The sequence below is a fragment of the Pseudomonas sp. NFR02 genome (genome assembly GCF_900119375.1).
Classification (GTDB): Bacteria; Pseudomonadota; Gammaproteobacteria; order Pseudomonadales; family Pseudomonadaceae; genus Aquipseudomonas; species Aquipseudomonas paracarnis.
In genome coordinates this window covers 3,588-20,136 of the sequence record NZ_FPJJ01000013.1, presented here as the reverse complement: position 1 = coordinate 20,136, position 16,549 = coordinate 3,588, and the positions used below count along the sequence as shown (strand labels likewise).

At 61.4% G+C, this 16,549-nt stretch carries 13 protein-coding genes; 5 read left to right on the top strand and 8 right to left on the bottom strand.

The genetic code is table 11. The features are described 5' to 3' along the window. Positions 1–88: 88 nt before the first annotated feature. From BT199_RS25850 to BT199_RS25835, 4 genes are all read left to right on the top strand, one after another. Positions 89–2,251, top strand: a complete 2,163-nt coding sequence (locus BT199_RS25850) for a PA5441 family protein (RefSeq protein ID WP_072435742.1) — start codon at positions 89–91, stop codon at positions 2,249–2,251. After that, positions 2,248–2,952 carry a DUF3142 domain-containing protein gene (locus BT199_RS25845; protein WP_072435752.1) on the top strand — a complete coding sequence of 235 codons (705 nt, stop codon included), beginning with the start codon at positions 2,248–2,250 and terminating at the stop codon, positions 2,950–2,952. Before BT199_RS25850 ends, BT199_RS25845 begins: the two co-directional genes overlap by 4 nt. Before the next feature lie 105 nt (positions 2,953–3,057). Next, a complete protein-coding gene (locus tag BT199_RS25840; protein WP_014716379.1) occupies positions 3,058–3,417 on the top strand; it encodes a helix-turn-helix domain-containing protein in 360 nt (119 codons plus the stop codon). 68 nt (positions 3,418–3,485) lie between these two features. Next, positions 3,486–4,010 (top strand): HipA domain-containing protein, encoded by a 525-nt coding sequence (locus BT199_RS25835; protein WP_256576044.1) that lies wholly within the window; start codon positions 3,486–3,488, stop codon positions 4,008–4,010. A gap of 37 nt (positions 4,011–4,047) precedes the next feature. Here the strand turns inward: BT199_RS25835 and BT199_RS25830 are convergent, their stop codons facing one another. The 8 genes from BT199_RS25830 to BT199_RS25795 all read right to left on the bottom strand — a co-directional run bounded on the left by BT199_RS25830 (position 4,048) and on the right by BT199_RS25795 (position 15,298). Continuing rightward, positions 4,048–5,490 (bottom strand): efflux transporter outer membrane subunit, encoded by a 1,443-nt coding sequence (locus BT199_RS25830; RefSeq protein ID WP_072435741.1) that lies wholly within the window; start codon positions 5,488–5,490, stop codon positions 4,048–4,050. After that, a complete protein-coding gene (locus BT199_RS25825; RefSeq protein WP_014716373.1) occupies positions 5,487–6,545 on the bottom strand; it encodes an HlyD family secretion protein in 1,059 nt (352 codons plus the stop codon). Before BT199_RS25825 ends, BT199_RS25830 begins: the two co-directional genes overlap by 4 nt. A gap of 15 nt (positions 6,546–6,560) precedes the next feature. After that, complete coding sequence (locus BT199_RS25820; RefSeq protein ID WP_014716372.1) at positions 6,561–8,096, bottom strand: MFS transporter; 1,536 nt, start codon at positions 8,094–8,096, stop codon at positions 6,561–6,563. 226 nt (positions 8,097–8,322) lie between these two features. Continuing rightward, positions 8,323–9,243 carry a LysR family transcriptional regulator gene (locus BT199_RS25815; protein ID WP_003187445.1) on the bottom strand — a complete coding sequence of 307 codons (921 nt, stop codon included), beginning with the start codon at positions 9,241–9,243 and terminating at the stop codon, positions 8,323–8,325. Between the two features lie 60 nt (positions 9,244–9,303). Then, on the bottom strand, positions 9,304–10,176 hold the full coding sequence (locus BT199_RS25810; protein ID WP_014716370.1) for a TauD/TfdA dioxygenase family protein: 873 nt from the start codon (positions 10,174–10,176) through the stop codon (positions 9,304–9,306). A gap of 215 nt (positions 10,177–10,391) precedes the next feature. Further along, positions 10,392–11,756: an HlyD family type I secretion periplasmic adaptor subunit gene (locus BT199_RS25805; protein ID WP_014716369.1), complete on the bottom strand. Its 1,365-nt coding sequence runs from the start codon at positions 11,754–11,756 to the stop codon at positions 10,392–10,394. Continuing rightward, on the bottom strand, positions 11,746–13,902 hold the full coding sequence (locus BT199_RS25800) for a type I secretion system permease/ATPase (protein ID WP_060767840.1): 2,157 nt from the start codon (positions 13,900–13,902) through the stop codon (positions 11,746–11,748). The genes BT199_RS25805 and BT199_RS25800 overlap by 11 nt, the downstream gene beginning before the upstream one ends. 40 nt (positions 13,903–13,942) lie before the next feature. Then, complete coding sequence (locus BT199_RS25795) at positions 13,943–15,298, bottom strand: TolC family outer membrane protein (RefSeq protein ID WP_014716368.1); 1,356 nt, start codon at positions 15,296–15,298, stop codon at positions 13,943–13,945. A gap of 336 nt (positions 15,299–15,634) precedes the next feature. Between BT199_RS25795 and BT199_RS25790 the strand changes: the two genes are divergently transcribed. Next, on the top strand, positions 15,635–16,549 hold a 915-nt coding region (locus tag BT199_RS25790), incomplete at its 3' end, for a retention module-containing protein (RefSeq protein ID WP_072435740.1).

The following is a 16,549-nucleotide window of genomic DNA, read 5'->3' as shown; positions in this document are numbered from 1 at the left end:
CAGCAATTTGTGTAGGCCTTCACCGAAGCACTCGTCGGATCAGGCTATTATTGCCCCTTCTCCAAGGACTCAGGATCAAGGAAACGTTATGCGCATCGGTTTGCTGTCACCTCTGGCCCTGGCCCTGTTGGCCGGTTTTTCCCTACCGGCCCAGGCCAGCTCTGACGACTCGTGTTACCCCGATTGGCGGGTATCGCGTGACAGCTACGAGCCGTGCAGCAACCAGCCGTTTCTCAGCCCTGGCAACGACAGCCGGGTGAACCTGCGCCTGTTGCTGGCCGACAAAAAAGCTGCGCCCCTGGCTCCGAATGCCTTGGGCGAAGACGATTTGGCGCAAGGCTTTGGCCCGGTGCCGTTTCCGGTGTACCGCCTGGTGCCGGTTCCGGCCACGAATGAGGAGCCTGACAACAAGGCTGACGATTCACGCACAGCCGAACTCGACACGCTGCTCCAGCCCCTGGGCATCAAGCGCGAGGAGTACAAGACCGCAGGCCAGGCCTTCCTGAATGGCGAAGGCAGCCGTTGCCGCAGCAATGACGATGACAGCGCCACGGCGTTTATCAGCCAGGTGATCAAGGCCCAGATGCCGCCCGCCGAGCGCGATGTGTTGGTAAAAGCACGCCTGCAGCTGCTGACCACCTGTGACTGGAGCCGCCAGGTGGTGGACGCGCAGTTGACGCCCTCGGCCAACGCCCAGTTGTTTCGCACCTATTTGCAGGCCGCCGGCGACTTCTACAGCGGGCGCTTCGATTACGCCGAGCGCGGGTTCGCCGCCGCCGCCACCAGCGATGTGCCGTGGCTGAAGGAAACGGCGCTGTACATGACTGCGCGTACTTCACTGAATCAGGCCCAGGCCGAAGCCTTCGACGAATACGGCATGCCGCAACGCGAGCATGTGGATAAGTCGGCCTTGAGCGATGCCGAAGAAGGTTTTCTCAGTTACCTGAAACATTATCCACAGGGCGATTACGTTGCATCGGCCCGTGGCCTGTTGCGCCGTGTGCACTGGCTGGCGAACGACGACGCCAGGCTTGCCGAAGACTTCACTTGGCAGTTCACCGAGGCCACTGAGGCCCAGCGCAATGTGAGCGTGGACGAACTGGTGGAAGAGGCCGACCTCAAGTTGCTGATGGTCGGCAATAAAGCGGCGAACAGCCCGATGCTGCAAGTGGTCAGCGACCTGATGGCGATGCGCGCCCACACCCCGCCGCTGTTGAGCCGTGAAGACCTGGATAAGCAAAAGAGCACCTTCGCCAGTGAGCCGGCGCTTTTTGACTTCCTGCAAGCCAGCTATGCCCTGTACGTCGAACACCAACCCGACGCGGCCTTGAAGCACCTGCCGGCGGATGTGCCGTCGAGCCTGGATTACTTCGCCTTCAGCCAACAGACCCTGCGCGCCCTGGCTCTGGAAGCCAAGCAGGACTGGAAGGCCGCCGAAGCCCTGTGGCTGCAACTGCTGCCGCTGGCCAAGCAACCGCTGCAACGTGACCAGCTCGAGCTGGCATTGGCCATGAACTACGAGCGCAGCGGCCAATTGGCCAAGGTGTTCGCCGCCGACTCACCGATCAGCGCCAAGCAAGTGCGCTACATCCTGCTGCGTAACGTCGCAGGCCCCGACCTGCTGCGCCAGCAGATCGCCAACGCAAGCGACCCGACCGAGCGTCAGAGCGCGCAATTCGTGCTCCTCTACAAAGACCTGCTGCGCGGCCAGTACGCCACCTTCGCCGATGACCTCAAGCAGGCCTCGCTCTCTGACGACAAACTCGGCACCAGCCTGGGCTACACCTATACCAGCGGCCAGACCTTGAAGCTGTTCCAATGGAACGGCGACAAGGCCGAATCCGGCTACGCCTGCCCAAGCATCGCGCAAATCGCGGCGACCTTGCAGAACGAGGCCAAAAACCCGCATGCGTTGAACTGCTTCGGTGAGTTCATCCTGCGCAACGGCCTGGACGGCATGCCGTTGGAACAACCCCGCGCCGCCGGCAGCCTGGGCAGTACCGCCTCGGACTTCAAGGGTGAAACCTTCTCGCGCCTGGACGGCTACAAACAGGTGATCGCCAACGCCAAGGCGCCGAAAACCGACAAGGCTTATGCGCTGTTCCGCGCCATCAACTGCTACGCGCCGGCCGGTTACAACAGCTGCGGCGGCGAAGACGTTGCGCCGGCGGTGCGCAAAGCCTGGTTCCGCCAACTCAAGAGCGGTTTTGCCGATACCCAGTGGGGCAAATCGCTGCAGTACTACTGGTGAAGCCGCTGTGGCTGGGCTTGCTGTTGCTGGCAAGCCCGGCTTTTGGTGCCGTGGACGCCCGCGACTATGACGCCTTCTGGCTGTGGAGTGGCGTCGAGCCTCAGCCGGTGATCAAGCAGGCAAAAACCCTGTACATCCTGCAAGGCCAGATCAACTCCACTCGTCGCGCGCCCCAGCGCGGCGTGCAATTGATCGCCCAGGGCATGAGCGTGCCGCGTATTACTCAAGGCAACGTCTGGGTGGTGTACCGCGCCCACACCTTGCGCTGGCCGGAACGGGTCTACACCCAGGTGCTGGGCCAGGTGCAACGCTGGCGTGACGCCGGCAACCCGGTGATCGGCATCCAGATCGACTTCGACGCCCGCACCCAATATCTGCACGAATACGCCGATTTTCTGCGCGACCTGCGCCAGCGCCTGCCTGCCGACCTGCGGTTGAGCATCACCGGCCTGATGGACTGGAGCAGCAACGCCGACTCGGCCGCTATCGCCCAACTCAAGGGCGTGGTGGATGAAGTGGTGGTGCAGACGTATCAAGGGCGTCACAGCATCCCTGACTATGCCGCGTATTTGCCGCGGATGAATCGGCTGGGCGTGCCGTTCAAGATTGGCTTGATTCAGGGCGGGGAGTGGCAAGAGCCGGGGTATCTGGGGGCCGATGAGTGGTTTCGGGGGTATGTGGTGTTTTTGCAAAACCTTTGATTCTTCCAACCCTGCAAAAAGCCGGCCTCGAGCCGGTTTTTTGCAGGTGGCCTTAGAGGCTTGGATGATATAAGTTACCTTTATTGCTTTAAAGGGTGATATATCATGCAAGAAACAGCGAAGCCCTACCCGCACAAAGGGTACATCTCTGAGAGAAGCGCTGAGCTGATGAGAGGTATCGGGAACGGTATCGAAATAGCCCGCATTCGTCGCCGGTTGAAAATTTCCACCATATGCAGCCGCGCGGGCATTACGCGGCAGACGTATCAGCGGCTGAGGCAGGGCGAGGCCGGCGTATCCCTCGGCGTGCTGATGAATGTGCTTAGCGCGATGGACTTGGAAGAAGGTATGGCGAGCATTGCGTCACCAGAACTTGACCAGGTTGGGATTACCATGAGCCTCGCCCGTGAGCCTGAGCGCATTCGCACTGAAGGAGAACACGATGTCCTGGAAGCCGATTGGTAATGCCTTTGTTTTTTCAGCTCACTTAGTCGGTGACCCGGTCCCTGTTGGCGAAGTGGCGATGCATGGGAATGGATTCGTTTTTCGCTACGCCAACAGTTGGCTCGCGCGGCCCGACGCATTTGCGATTGACCCGCGTCGACGCGGTTGAAAGTGCCGTTTCCTATTACAGGATCGCAGACGTTTTGAAGAAGGTCAGCGACGATGCAACGTTTGATAGGCGGGCGCTTTACAAGCGCATGGCCTTCAATGTGCTCATCGGCAATAGCGACGACCACCTGAAACAAACCGGACTGCTATTGACCAGCGCCTCGGGCTATTCCCTTGCGCCAGTATTTGACGTGTTGCCCCACCCGACTCAGCTAGGCTTGCAGGCACTTATCATCGGGAATGAGGGCAGGGTATCGTCGATCAGCAATTTGCTCAGTACCCCCGAGCGCTTTGGGTTGGGAATGGATGAAGCAAGATCCATCGTCACTGATATTTATGCTGTGGTGCGAGAAGCCTCCGGCTTTTTTGAGGCGGCAGGTTGTAGCGGTGCCGATATGCGCATGCTTTCCAATGTGTGTACCCGGTTTGCAGCCGACCTCACTTAGGATCAAGGATCTCGGGCCGCAACAAAGCGCCCCCTCATTACTGAGCGACTTGCAACGGATACACCGACTCCCACCCTCCTCCCAACGCTTTGTACAGCCCGACCATCGCCAATGACACGCCGGTGGAGCTCTCTACCCACTGCTCCTGAGTCGCCAACAACGCACTCTGCACCGTGAGCACGTTGACGAAATCCGCCACGCCTTCGACGTACTGATGTTGCGCAGTGGTGAGGGCGATCTGGTTCTGGCGCACTGCTTCAGCCAGGCTGTCGCGGCGCAGTTGGCTGGCGTTGTAGCGGGTCAGTTGGTCGTCGATTTCATGCCAGGCACGCAGCACGGTTTGCTGGTAGGCCAGGGCCGCTTCCTGTTGCTGGGCTTCGCGTAAATCCACCATGCCTTGCAGGCGCCCGCCGTTGAACAGCGGTAGGCTCAACTGTGGGCCGAAGGCAAAGGCGCGGGAACCCCAGGAACCGAAATCCGAGAGCTGCATGGCTTGGGAGCCGAGGCTGCCGGACAGGGTGATACGTGGGTAAAAGTCGCCCTTGGCCACGCCGATGCTGGCAGTGGCGGCGTGCAAGCGAGCCTCTGCCTGACGGATGTCTGGGCGCCGTTCAGCCAGCTCTGATGGTAAGCCGATCGCGACCTGGCGCTGGGTTTGCGGCACAGGTGCATCCTTGGACAGCTGCGCGTGCAGGGCCTGGGGCGGCTCGCCCATCAGCAGGCTAAGGGCGTTGATCAATTGGTCCTGGCGCTGTTGTAAATCCGGCAGGCGCGCCTCGATAGCCGCGACTTGAGCGGCGGCTTCGGCCACGTCCAGGTCGGTCGCGACGCCGTCGGCCAGGCGCAGTTGCGAGAGCTTGAGGCTGTGGCGCGCAACATCGAGGTTTTGCTCGGTGACGGCACGGGTGTTCTGGACGCCGCGCAGTTGGATATAGTCCTGGGCAGTCTCGGCCAGCACCGACAACAACACGGCGCGACGGTCATTTTCGGCGACTTCCAGCGTGGCGTCGGCGGCCTCGGTTTCACGCTTGACCCGGCCCCAGAAGTCCAGCTCCCAGGCGGCCGAAAAGCCCATGTCCCATTGGTTGAAGGCTGCGCGGCCATTCTCGCCGGAGGGGTCGTTCAAGCCTTTGCCACTGTTACGTTTGCGCTGGTAGCCGCCGCCCGCATCGACATTCGGGTAGCGCTCGGCGGTGGTTACCTGACGTACCGCGCGGCTCTGTTGCAGGCGGCTGCTGGCCAACTTCAGGTCGAGGTTATCGCTGAGGGCGCGGCGTGTCAGGGCTGAGAGCTGCGCGTCGTGGAACACGTCCCACCAGCGCTCCTGCAAGGGATCGCTGACGGCACGGCTGGCAGCTTGTCGGCCCTGAGGTTCGCTCCATTGATTGATCTGCGGGCTCTCGGGCCGCTGGAAGTCGGGACCGACCGTGCAGGCACTCAGGGTGATCAGGCTCAAGGTGAGCCAGGCAACGTGTTTCATTGCTGGGCCACCTCACGCTGCTGCTCGACGGGCCGGGTATCGACGCTGGCTTCTACCGACATGCCCACGCGCAGGCGCTCAGTCAATGGCTGGTTCGGCTCAAGCACGATCTTCACCGGAATACGCTGCACCACCTTGGTGAAGTTGCCGGTGGCGTTGTCGGGTTTGACCGAGGCGAAGGTCACTCCCGTGGCTGGCGCAAGGCTTTCCAGATGGCCTTTGAGCAGTTCGCCGTCAAGGCTGTCGACGCTGACTTGCACCGCTTGCCCCGCGTGCATATGCGACAGTTGGGTCTCCTGGAAATTGGCCACCACATAGGCTTCAGAAAGCGGCACGACCGCGAGGATCTTGCTGCCCGGTGTCACATAGGCACCGACCCGCACCGCACGCTCACCGACCATGCCATCCACCGGTGCGACAATGCGCGTGTAAGACAGCTGATAACTGGCCATTTCCAGCGCGGCCTGGGCGCGTTTGAGTCCACCTTCGGCGGCGTCACGCTGGGCGGTGAGGATTTCCACCTGCTTGCGTTCGGCGGCCAGCACGGCGGTGGATTTAGCCAGGCGCGCAGTAGCCTGGTCGATGCGCGTCTTGGCTTGCTGGGCGTTCTGCACGGTGCCCGCACCGACGCCGGCAAGGTGGTTGTAGCGGTTCAGTTCGTGTTCGGCAAAGGCCACTTCGGCGCGATCTGCTGCCACGGTGGCCTGGGCCTGGGCGATCACCGAGCTTTGGCGCTCCAGGGTCGCGCTGGCGTTTTTCAGCTGGGCCTGGGCGACCAGGGTGTCGGCATCGGCGGCCTGGGCGGCGGCGCGAAAATCGCGGTCGTCGATCAACGCCAGCAGTTGCCCGGCTTTGACGCGCTGGTTGTCTTCCACCAGCACTTCCTTGATGAAGCCGGCAACGCGGGGAGCGACCAGGGTGAAATCCGCCGCGACGAAGGCGTCGTTGGTGGTCTGGTGCTTGCTGCCCAGTACGCCCGGCGCAACCAGGTAAACCAGCACACCGACGGCAAATACGGCGATAACGGAGACGGCAATTTTATCTTTGCGTTTCATGGAAAGTCCTTGTGGTCAGGCCGGAGCGCGAGGCGGAAAGATCCGCGTGGGCATCCAGAAAATCAGCAGGATCAACGCCACCGCGACACCGGCCATGACGACGTAAAGATCCGAAGAGGTCAGCACCACGGTCTGCTCGTGCAAGCGGTGGGCGAGGCCCGGCGCGTCAGCGTCGGCAAGGGGCGAATTGCCCAGGCGGTCTACTAACATGGTTGAATGGAAATGCCCGCGCTGGGTGGTCAATGTATCCAGCACCGCAGTGGCGATCACAGCGGCCAGGCCCTTGACGGTGTTGAACCAGGCCGAGGCAAACGGCCCTTCGATGGGTTGGATACTGCCGGTGGACAGCATCAGCAGCGGCAGCACGGCCATGGGCTGACCGAAAATCTGCAGCAGGTACCAGCCATAAAAGTCGTCACGAATCCACGCCGAGGTCAGGTGGGAACTGCCGAGGCAGCACAGCACCAACATACTCAGGCCAATGCCCAGCACCCAGCGGCAATCGACCCAGCGCAGGTTGCACAGCGCCGCCACCAGCGGCAGCGCGATCAACTGCGGCAACGCCATCAGCAGCATCACCGGTGCGGTCTGCAGCGGCCGGTAGCCCTGAACCTGAGCGAGGAAACTGGACGGGATGATGATCACCGAGGTCAGCACCATCAGCACGCCGGCCAGCACGATCAAGGCAAACGCCAGGTTGCGCAGGCCGAGCATCTGCAAGTTGAAGAAGGGCAGTGGCTGTGACCATTCGTTGAGCATGAACAGCGCCAGCAACACTGTGCCGCCACACAGCAGGAAGGTAATCAGGCCCGACTCGAACCAGTCCAGGCGATTGCCTTGCAACAGGCCGATCACCAGCATGCAAATCGCCGGGAAGCCCAACAGCAAACCACGCCAGTTGAACTGCTTGAAGCGCTCCAGGCGCAGTGGGTCTTGTGGCAAACCGTAGGCCACGGCCGCCATGGCCAGCAGGCACGGCGCGACGATCTGCCAGAACGCCCACTGCCAGCCGACGTATTCGGTCCACAACGCCGCCAGCGGCGTGCCCAGGCTGGGGCCGAAGGTGGCGGTCAGTGCGTACCCGGCCAGGCCATACAGCTTGACGTTGGCCGGCAGGAAACGCAGTGCCACGGTCATCAGCATCGGCGGCAGCGCGCCACCGGCCAGACCTTGCACGGTACGCAGCAGCAGCAGGCTTTCGTAGTTGGGTGCGAACGGGCAGAGAATGCCCAGCACGGTGAACAAGCCGATGGCGCACAGCGTGAAACGGCGCAGGGAAAACGTCACCGAACACCACGGCGCAAACGCCATGGCTGCCACGGAAGTGGCGGTGTAGGCGGCGACCAGCCAGGTGCCTTCATCAAAGCCGATGTATAGCGCACCACGGATATCGGCGAGGGCGACCTTGGTGACCATTTCGTTGAGACCGGAGACCAGTACCGCCAGCAATACGCCGAGCAAGCCGATGATGATGCGCGGGCCGAATACGGGTGGGCTCAGAGCCGTAGGTTTGGCTGCGGCCTGGAGGACGGGGGCAGCGAGGGACGTCATGAACAGGTAACTCGGAATAAGAAATACCCGAGCAGTTTAATCAGGCACTCTCATGACAAAAAGTTACTTGTTAGCAGGTTATAAGTGCGTCAGACGCAACTTTGAACATCAACACTGAACCCTGTGGGAGCTGGCTTGCCTGCGATTGCGGCCTGACAGATGAAAATGTGTTGTCTGACGCGCCGCTATCGCAGGCAAGCCAGCTCCCACATTGATCGCGTTCGCTCTATACCGGCTGGGCTTCTAGCCAGGTGGCATGACAGCTCTCGCGCATGGTTTCGCGCAGCCACTTATGGGCCGGGTCTTTGTCGAAGCGTGGGTGCCAGGATTGGGCCAGGACCAGGGTTTGCAGTGGAATCGGCAAGGCAAATGCGCGCAGTGGCAGGTTCAGACGCTTGGCGCTCAGGAGGGCTTCCTTGGGGACCGGCAGCAGCAGGTCGGAATCGGGCAGCATGAACATCGCACCGTGAAAGCCTGGGGCGATCATGGCCACACGGCGCTCCAGGCCTTGAGCATTCAACGCTGTATCGATGGGCCCACGGGCGATGCCACGCCGGGAGATACTGATGTGGGAATAGCTGGCAAAGCGTGCCGCCGTGATTTCTTCGTCGAACAGCGGGTGATCTTGTCGTGCCAGGCCGACAAAGGTGGTGGAGAACAGGTTCTGCACCTTCACTTCCGGGCTGGCAGGCATGGTGTTGCTCACCCGCAAGTCCAACCGCCCTTCCCGCAGGGCTTCATCGTCAGTGTCGCCTTCGGGCACAAAGCGCAGCTCACACAACGGCGCCACACGCTCCATGGTGTCGAACAGTCGCCCGCCATACACGCCGATGAAAAAGTCATTGGCGCGCACGCTGAAGCGGCGGCGCAAGGTGCTCAAATCGACTTGGTCCGCCGAACGGAACAGCAACGCAGCCTGCTCCACCACATTGCGCACCTGGCCTTGCAGCTCGAGCGCCTTGGGCGTCGGCACCAGGCCACGGCCGGCACGCACCAGGATCGGGTCACCGACCGCTTCACGGATACGCGTGAGGGTGCGGCTCATGGCGGCCGGGCTGAGGTTCATCCGCCGCGCGGCGCCCACCACACTGCCCTCGTCGAGCAACGCGTCGAGGGCGACCAGCAGGTTCATGTCCGGTAGTTGCATGCCAAGCACTCGTGGTTCGTTGGGAGTGAACTGGGCGCAATCCTAGCAGGCTTTATCGGGTTAGAAAGGCGCGTCACCCTGAATGGTGGTGCGGAACAATTTGCGCCGCAGGTGGCTTGGGCACCCGGCGGCCAGGTGGATCAGCGAGCGGTTGTCCCAGAACACCAGGTCGTGGGGCTGCCACTGGTGGCGGTAGATGTTTTCCGGCAGCACGCTATGGGCGTAGAGCTGGGCCAGCAGGTCACGGCTTTCATCATCGGGCAGGCCGACGATACGGGTGGTGAAGCCCTCGCTGACGAACAGCGCCTTGCGGCCGTTTTCCGGGTGGGTGCGCACCACCGGATGCACCACTTCGGCAACCTGGGCGAGCTGTTCCGGGGTGAGGGTTGGGCGCCAGTTGCCTTCGAATTTGGTTTCGCTGTAACGCGCCGTGTAGGAATGCGCGGCGCTGCGGCCTTCGACGGCGTTGCGCAGGTGGCCTGGCAAGTGCTCCCAGGCTTTGTGCATATCGGCGAACAGGGTGTCGCCGCCTTCAGATGGCAGTTCCTGGGCATGCAGCATCGAACCCAGGCTGGGCAGTTCTTTGTATGACAGGTCCGAATGCCAGAACTTGCCCGCATCCCCCAGGCCGATGGATTGGCCATTCTCGATGATATTGGAGACGATCAGGATCTCGGGGTGGTTGGCCAACAGGAACTGTTTGAGCACATGGATCTGCAACACGCCGAAACGGCGGCTGAAGGCGATCTGTTGTTCGGGGGTGATGCGTTGGTCGCGGAACACGATGACGTGATGGTCCAAGTGTGCGCGATGGATGCGGGCGAAGTCCTGCTCGTTGACTGGACGGGATAAGTCCAGGCCGATGATCTCGGCGCCGACGCTGCCGGGGAACGGGTGGATGTCGAAGCTTTGGAGGGCGGTGGTGGCAGACATTTGATTCATTCCCGGCGGACAGGGGAGTGAATTTATAGGTATAACAACCGGACTTTAAATACCGTTAGAGCATATTGATATGGCGTTTTGAGGTAGGCATTTTATACGCGGTGACGCTGATGGCCCTTTCGCGAGCAAGCCCGCTCCCACATTTGGAATGCATTCCAAGGTGGGAGCGGGCTTGCTCGCGAAGGCGTCAGTACCAGCGATAAAAATCAACGCTCGTGCAACGCCTCGGCCCGCGCCTTGATGATCGGTTTTAGCAGATAGCTGAGGATGCTTTTCTTGCCGGTGATGATATCCACCGAAGCAACCATGCCGGGGATGATCAGCAGCGGCTTCTCATCGGTGCCCAAGTGGCTGCGGTCGGTGCGCAGAGTGATCATGTAGTAGGTGGTCTTCTTGTCTTCATCAGTGATGGTGTCGGCGCCGATGCGTTCGAGCTTGGCCTTCAGGCCACCGTAGACCGTGTAGTCGTAAGCGGTGAACTTGACCACCGCTTCCTGCCCTGGGTGCAGGAAGGCGATGTCTTGCGGGCGGATCTTGGCTTCCACCAGCAGGGTGTCGTCCAGCGGCACGATTTCGACCATGTCGCTGCCCGGCTGGATCACACCGCCAACGGTGTTGACCAGCAACTGCTTGACGATCCCGCGCACGGGCGAGGTGACCAGGGTGCGGCTGACCCGGTCTTCCAGCGCGCGGCCGGTGGACTCGGCCTTGTTCAGTTCAGTACGGGCTTCGTTGAGCTGGGTCAGGGCTTCGCTGCGGAATTTGCCGCGGGTTTCATCGATCTTGCGTTGCACTTCCTTGATCGCCGATTCAGCACGCGGGATCGCCAGAGTGGTAGCGTCCAACTGTCCGCGGGTTTCCATTTCGGCGCGCTTGAGGCGCAGCACTTCTACCGGCGACACCGCGCCCTGGGCCACCAACGGCTCGGACATGTTGATTTCCTGGCGTTGCAGGGACAACTGGCTGCGGTATTGGCCCTGCTTGGAAGTGAACTCGCGCAGTTCCTGTTGGCGCTGTACCAGTTGTTCCTGCAAACCGCCCACTTCATCCTTCAACTGTTGACGGCGGCTTTCATACAAGGAGCGCTCGTTGGCGGCCTGGCTCGGCGCGGCCTTTAACACCTCGTCAGGGATGTTCAGCGGACGGTCATCCACCTGCGCGCTCAAACGCTCGACGCGCAGTTGCATGGCCAGGCGCAGGGCTTCGGTTTCCCCGGCGTTGGAGACAAACCGCGTGTCGTCGAGACGAATCAACGGCGCGCCGGCCTCTACGATCTGGCCTTCCTTGACGTACAACTCGGCGACGATACCGCCTTCCAGGTTCTGGATTTTCTGCAACTTGGACGACGGAATCGCCTTGCCGTCGCCACGGGTCACTTCGTCTATCTGGGAGAAACCGGCCCACACCACCAGGAATACAAAGAACGCGATGATCGCCCAGATGGTCAGGCGGATGACCCGTGGCGCATCTTCGATCAGCGCCTTGTTGACCTCGGGCAGCGGCTGGCCCTGCAGCGAATCGGAGCCTTTGAAGTAGCGGCCGACCGCACTCTTGATGGAGTTAAGCAACACTGATCTGCCCCTTCTTCAACGCTTCCATGACCACGGCTTTCGGGCCGTCCGCGAGAATCTGCCCACGGTCGACCACCAGCAGGCGGTCGACCAGGGAGAGCAGTGAGGCTCGGTGCGTGACCAGCACTACGGTCTTGTTTTGCACCACGGCTTGCAGGCGTTGCTTCAAGCGTTCTTCACCGGTGTTGTCCATGGCGCTGGTGGGTTCGTCCAGCAGCAGCATGGGCGGGTTGAGCAGCAGCGCACGGGCCAGGGCAACGTTCTGGCGCTGGCCGCCGGACAGGTTCTGCCCACGCTCGCCGACTTGCAGTTCGTAGCCTTGGGGATGCAGACGGGCAAATTCGTGCACGCCGGCCAGTTCGGCAGCTTGCAAAACCATTTCATCCTCGACGTAGCGCGCACCGCTGACCAGGTTGTCACGCAGGGTGCCGGCCAGCAATTGAATATCTTGGGCGACATAGCCGATGTTGTGGCGCAGCTCGCTCACGTCGATCTGGCGCACGTCCACGCCGTCCACCAGCAAGGAGCCGGAGTCGGGTTGGTAAAGGCCGACGATCAACTTGGCCAGGGAGCTTTTGCCCGAGCCGCTGCGGCCGATGATGCCGATTTTCTCCCCTGGCTTGATCACCAGGTTGATGTTCTTCAGCGCCAGGTTCTGCTGGTTCGGGTAAGTGAAGTTCAGGCCCCGGCACTCGATGGCGCCTTGCAGGGTGCGACGGCTCATGGGGCGCTCTTCGAAGTTGCGCTCCTGGGGCAGCTCCATCATCTGGTCCACCGAGGTCATGGTGACCTTGGCTTGCTGGTAGCGCGTCAGCAGGCCCGACAGCGAGGCCAACGGGCTCAAGGCGCGGCCACTGAGCATGTAGCAGGCAATCAGGCCGCCCATGCTGAGGTTGCCGTCGATGATCTGGTACACGCCGAACACGATCATGATCACGCCGGCCAGTTGCTGGATCAGCAGGGTCATGTTCATCGACAGGCCCGACAGCAACTTCACCCGCAGCTCAAGCCGGCTAAGGGTGCCGATGGTCTGCTCCCAGCCATACTGGCGCTCGCTTTCGGCATTGTTGACCTTGACCGCATCGAGCCCGGCGAGGGTTTCGATCAGGCTCGACTGGCGCTCGGCGGCCAGCGCCATCGTGCGTTCCATGGTCGCGACCAGAGGCTTCTGCAAGGCGTAGCCGATGCCCAGGGCGAGCGGGAACGCCAACACTGGAATCCACACCAGGTGCCCGCCGAGAATGGCGATGACCAGGAAGATCAGCAGCGTAAACGGCAGGTCGATCAGGCTGGTGAGGGTCAGCGACGCGAGGAAGTCGCGCAGGCTTTGAAACTCGTGGATGTTCTGCGCGAAGCTGCCGACCCGCGCCGGGCGGTATTTCATGGACATGCCGACGATGCGCTCGAACAGCGTGGCCGAGATGATCAGGTCGGTTTTTTTACCGGCCAGGTCCAGGCACAGGCTGCGCAGGCTCTTGAGGATCAGGTCGAACAGGTAGGCACCACAGATACCCACGGCCAGCACCCACAGGGTGGCGGTGGCCTGGTTCGGCACGACGCGGTCGTACACGTTCATCACGAACAGCGGCGCGGCCATGGCGATGATGTTGATCAGGAAGCTGGCGGCGATGGCGTCGGTGTAGAGCCAGCGTGAACGCATGAGGGTGTCACGGAACCACGAGCGTGCCCGCGGAATCAGGCTGCCGTGGTTGACGTCGAACTTGTGCTGCGGCTGTGCAAAGAAGACTTTGCCGATGTAGTCGTCGGCCAGTGCTTCGCGCTTGATCAGCACTTCACCGCCGTCGCTTTCGCTGAGCAGGATCCGCGCTTGATCTTCGCCCTCCCAGCCCACCAGCACGGTACTGCGACCGTCCTTGAGCAACAGCAGCGCCGGCAGTGCAATAGTCGGGATCTGTTCCAGCTTGCGTTGCAGCAGCCGGCCTTGCAACCCGGCCCGCGCAGCGGCACGCGATAGCAAGTCGGCACTCAAGCGTTGCGAAGGCAGCGGCAGGCCGGTGGTGAGCATGGCCGCACTGGCCGGTTTTTGATGCAGGGCGCAGAGCGCCAACAACCCGTCGAGTAACGGGTCGTCGTGCAGTGCGCGTGGATCATGACTGAGATGAACTCGACTGACTTCAGGTTCCACGCGGGCACTCTCGACTAACAGATGGGGCTATTGGGGTGGCTCAATTCATCCCAGGCAGTTGGACTTTAGGTTTCACGTCGTTCTGCACGACGGAGGCCATTGGTGCAACCACTCCCTGGCTCTTGAGCAATTCGCCCATGGTCGCCTTGATTCGGTACTGAGTAAATAACTGAATGTTCTTGATTTCTTCCAGGCGGCGGGAAGCGGTGAACAATTCATTTTCGCTGTCGAGCAAATCCAACAGGGTACGTTGACCAAGGCTGAACTGTTGCTGGTAGGACGTACGTACGCGAGTGCTGTGATCCACGTACTGCTGGGCAACCGGCAATTGCGCGTTGGCGTTGTTCAGGGCGTTCCAAGCCAAGCCTAGCTCTTCATTGAGTTGGCGCAAGGCATTGTTGCGAATGTCCAGCGCCTGGTTGGCCTGGTAGGACTTCGATTGCAGGTCGGCCTTGTTGCTGCCACCGGCGAACAGGTTGAAGCGCATGCGCACCATGGCTTCCCAGCCATTGCTGTGGTTGGGGTCACCGGAGACGTTGTTGTCGGCGTTGGTGCCCAGCTCAGCGTCAAAGCGTGGGTAGAAGGTGGATTTGGCGGCGTCGTACTGCTTCTCGGCGGCAGAGATATCCGACTCGGCCGAACGCAGTACCGGGCTGTTGTCGAGCATCTGGCGACGGGCTTCATTCAGGTCTGCCGGCAGCATGGCCATGAACGGGGCCGGACGCTCGAGTTCGTCGGGCATCTGGCCGACGGCGCTGAGGTAGTTGACCTGCGCATCGGCCAGGTTGGTCTGCTCGGTGATCAAGTTGTTACGAGCCTGGGCCAGGCGGGCTTCAGCCTGGTCCTGGTCGGCACCGTTGCCGACGCCGCGCTCGGTGCGCAACTTGATCTGGTCGTAGATGCGCTCGTGGTTGCGCAGGTTGTCTTCGGCCAGGCGTACGAACTCACGGCGGGTCAATACTTCCAGGTAAACCTGGGCAACGGTCAGCGCAGTGCGCTCGGAAGTCCCCAGCAAGGAGTAAGCGCGGGAATTAACGTTGGCTTGTTGACGCCCGACTTCGCTGGAGGTAGCAAAACCGTCAAAAATCATTTGCTGCAGGCGCAGGCTGGATTCGCCGCGATTGAGCGTGTCCCAGTGATTGCCGCCAGGGTTGTTGGCGCGGGTGGTGGCGTTGTCGGTTCCTTGGCGGCCGTATCCGGCGTTCAGATCGACACGCGGCAGGTAGCCACCTTGTGCGGCGCGCAATTGGTAATCGGCGGCGATGCGGCTGTTAACACCCGCTTGGATTTCCGGGTGTACATCCAATGCCTGTTGCATGGCTTGGGGCAGTGTCTGGGCTTGTACGAAACTGGCGGCGAGAGCGAACGGTATTGCCTTGAACAGGTGCAGACGCATTTAAAATTTCCCCAAGACTTCTTGTCTTAAATCACAGCGATTGGCACCGCTGCGTCGGATAATGGCTACCGTAATGACCGTACGTCGGAAAGTTCGAAAAGCGGAACTGCTTCACACATGTAGGACGGTTCGCCGCATAAATATCAATGTGACATTACTAGGGCGATTGTTTAGGATGACGCCCATAAGGTCAATAGTTTGGCACAAACTAGATAGCTAAAAAATCCAGCCAAATATTTGACGTCAATGCATTTATAGACTACGCCCCCAGATTGGCAGCGCTAATAGCGCGCTGCGAAATGGATTTGTCGAAACGGATCGCCGGAGAAAATTTTAATGAGCAGTGTTGTTGCCACCGTCAAAAGCATTGTTGGTCAAGTTTTCGTAATTTCTCCGGAAGGTGCCCGTCGCGTCCTTGTAGAAGGTGATCGTCTGTTTGCCGGCGACCAGATCGACACCGGTCTGTCGGGCGCCGTGAGCCTGGAACTGGCCGACGGTCGCATCCTGGACCTGGGCCGGGACACCCAGTGGAGCGCCGATATGCCGGACTCCACCGCCGACCTGGCAGCGGCCAGCGAGCAAGCCGCGCCCTCGGTGGCCGAGCTGCAACAAGCCATCGCCGCCGGCGCCGACCCGACCACCGAGCTGGAAGCCACTGCCGCCGGCGCAAACGCTGCCGGTAATGGTGCTGCCGGGGGCGGCCACAGCTTCGTGGTGCTGGACGCGACCGCCGGCCGTGTAGACCCGACCATCGGCTTCCCCACCGCACCCATCGGCCAAGGCACTTCGGCACTCAACGCCCTGAGCGGAGCACCAGGCTCGGCAGACTCGGGTAACCAAGTGCTGCAGCCTTCGACCCTGACCCTGAGCGCGACGCCGACCATCACCGAAGCGGGCGGCGTGCTGACCTACACCGCTACCGTGACCCGGCCATCTACCAGTGACCTGACCGTCACCTTGACCAATGGCGCGGTGATTACCATCCCGTCGGGCCAGTTGACCGGCACCGTCAATGTGCCCTTGGCCCCCAATGACAGCCCGTACATCGACCCGGGCCAGATAAGCGTCGGCGTTACCGGTACCACCGGCGGCGGCAACCTGGTATTGACCATCGACCCTAACCCGGCCGTGACGCAGATCACCGACACCATCGACACCACCACGGTCACCCTGACCGCTGGTTCGACCGTGACCGAAGGCGGCCAGATCACCTACACCGCCACCTTGACCAACCCGGCGCAGACCCCGGTG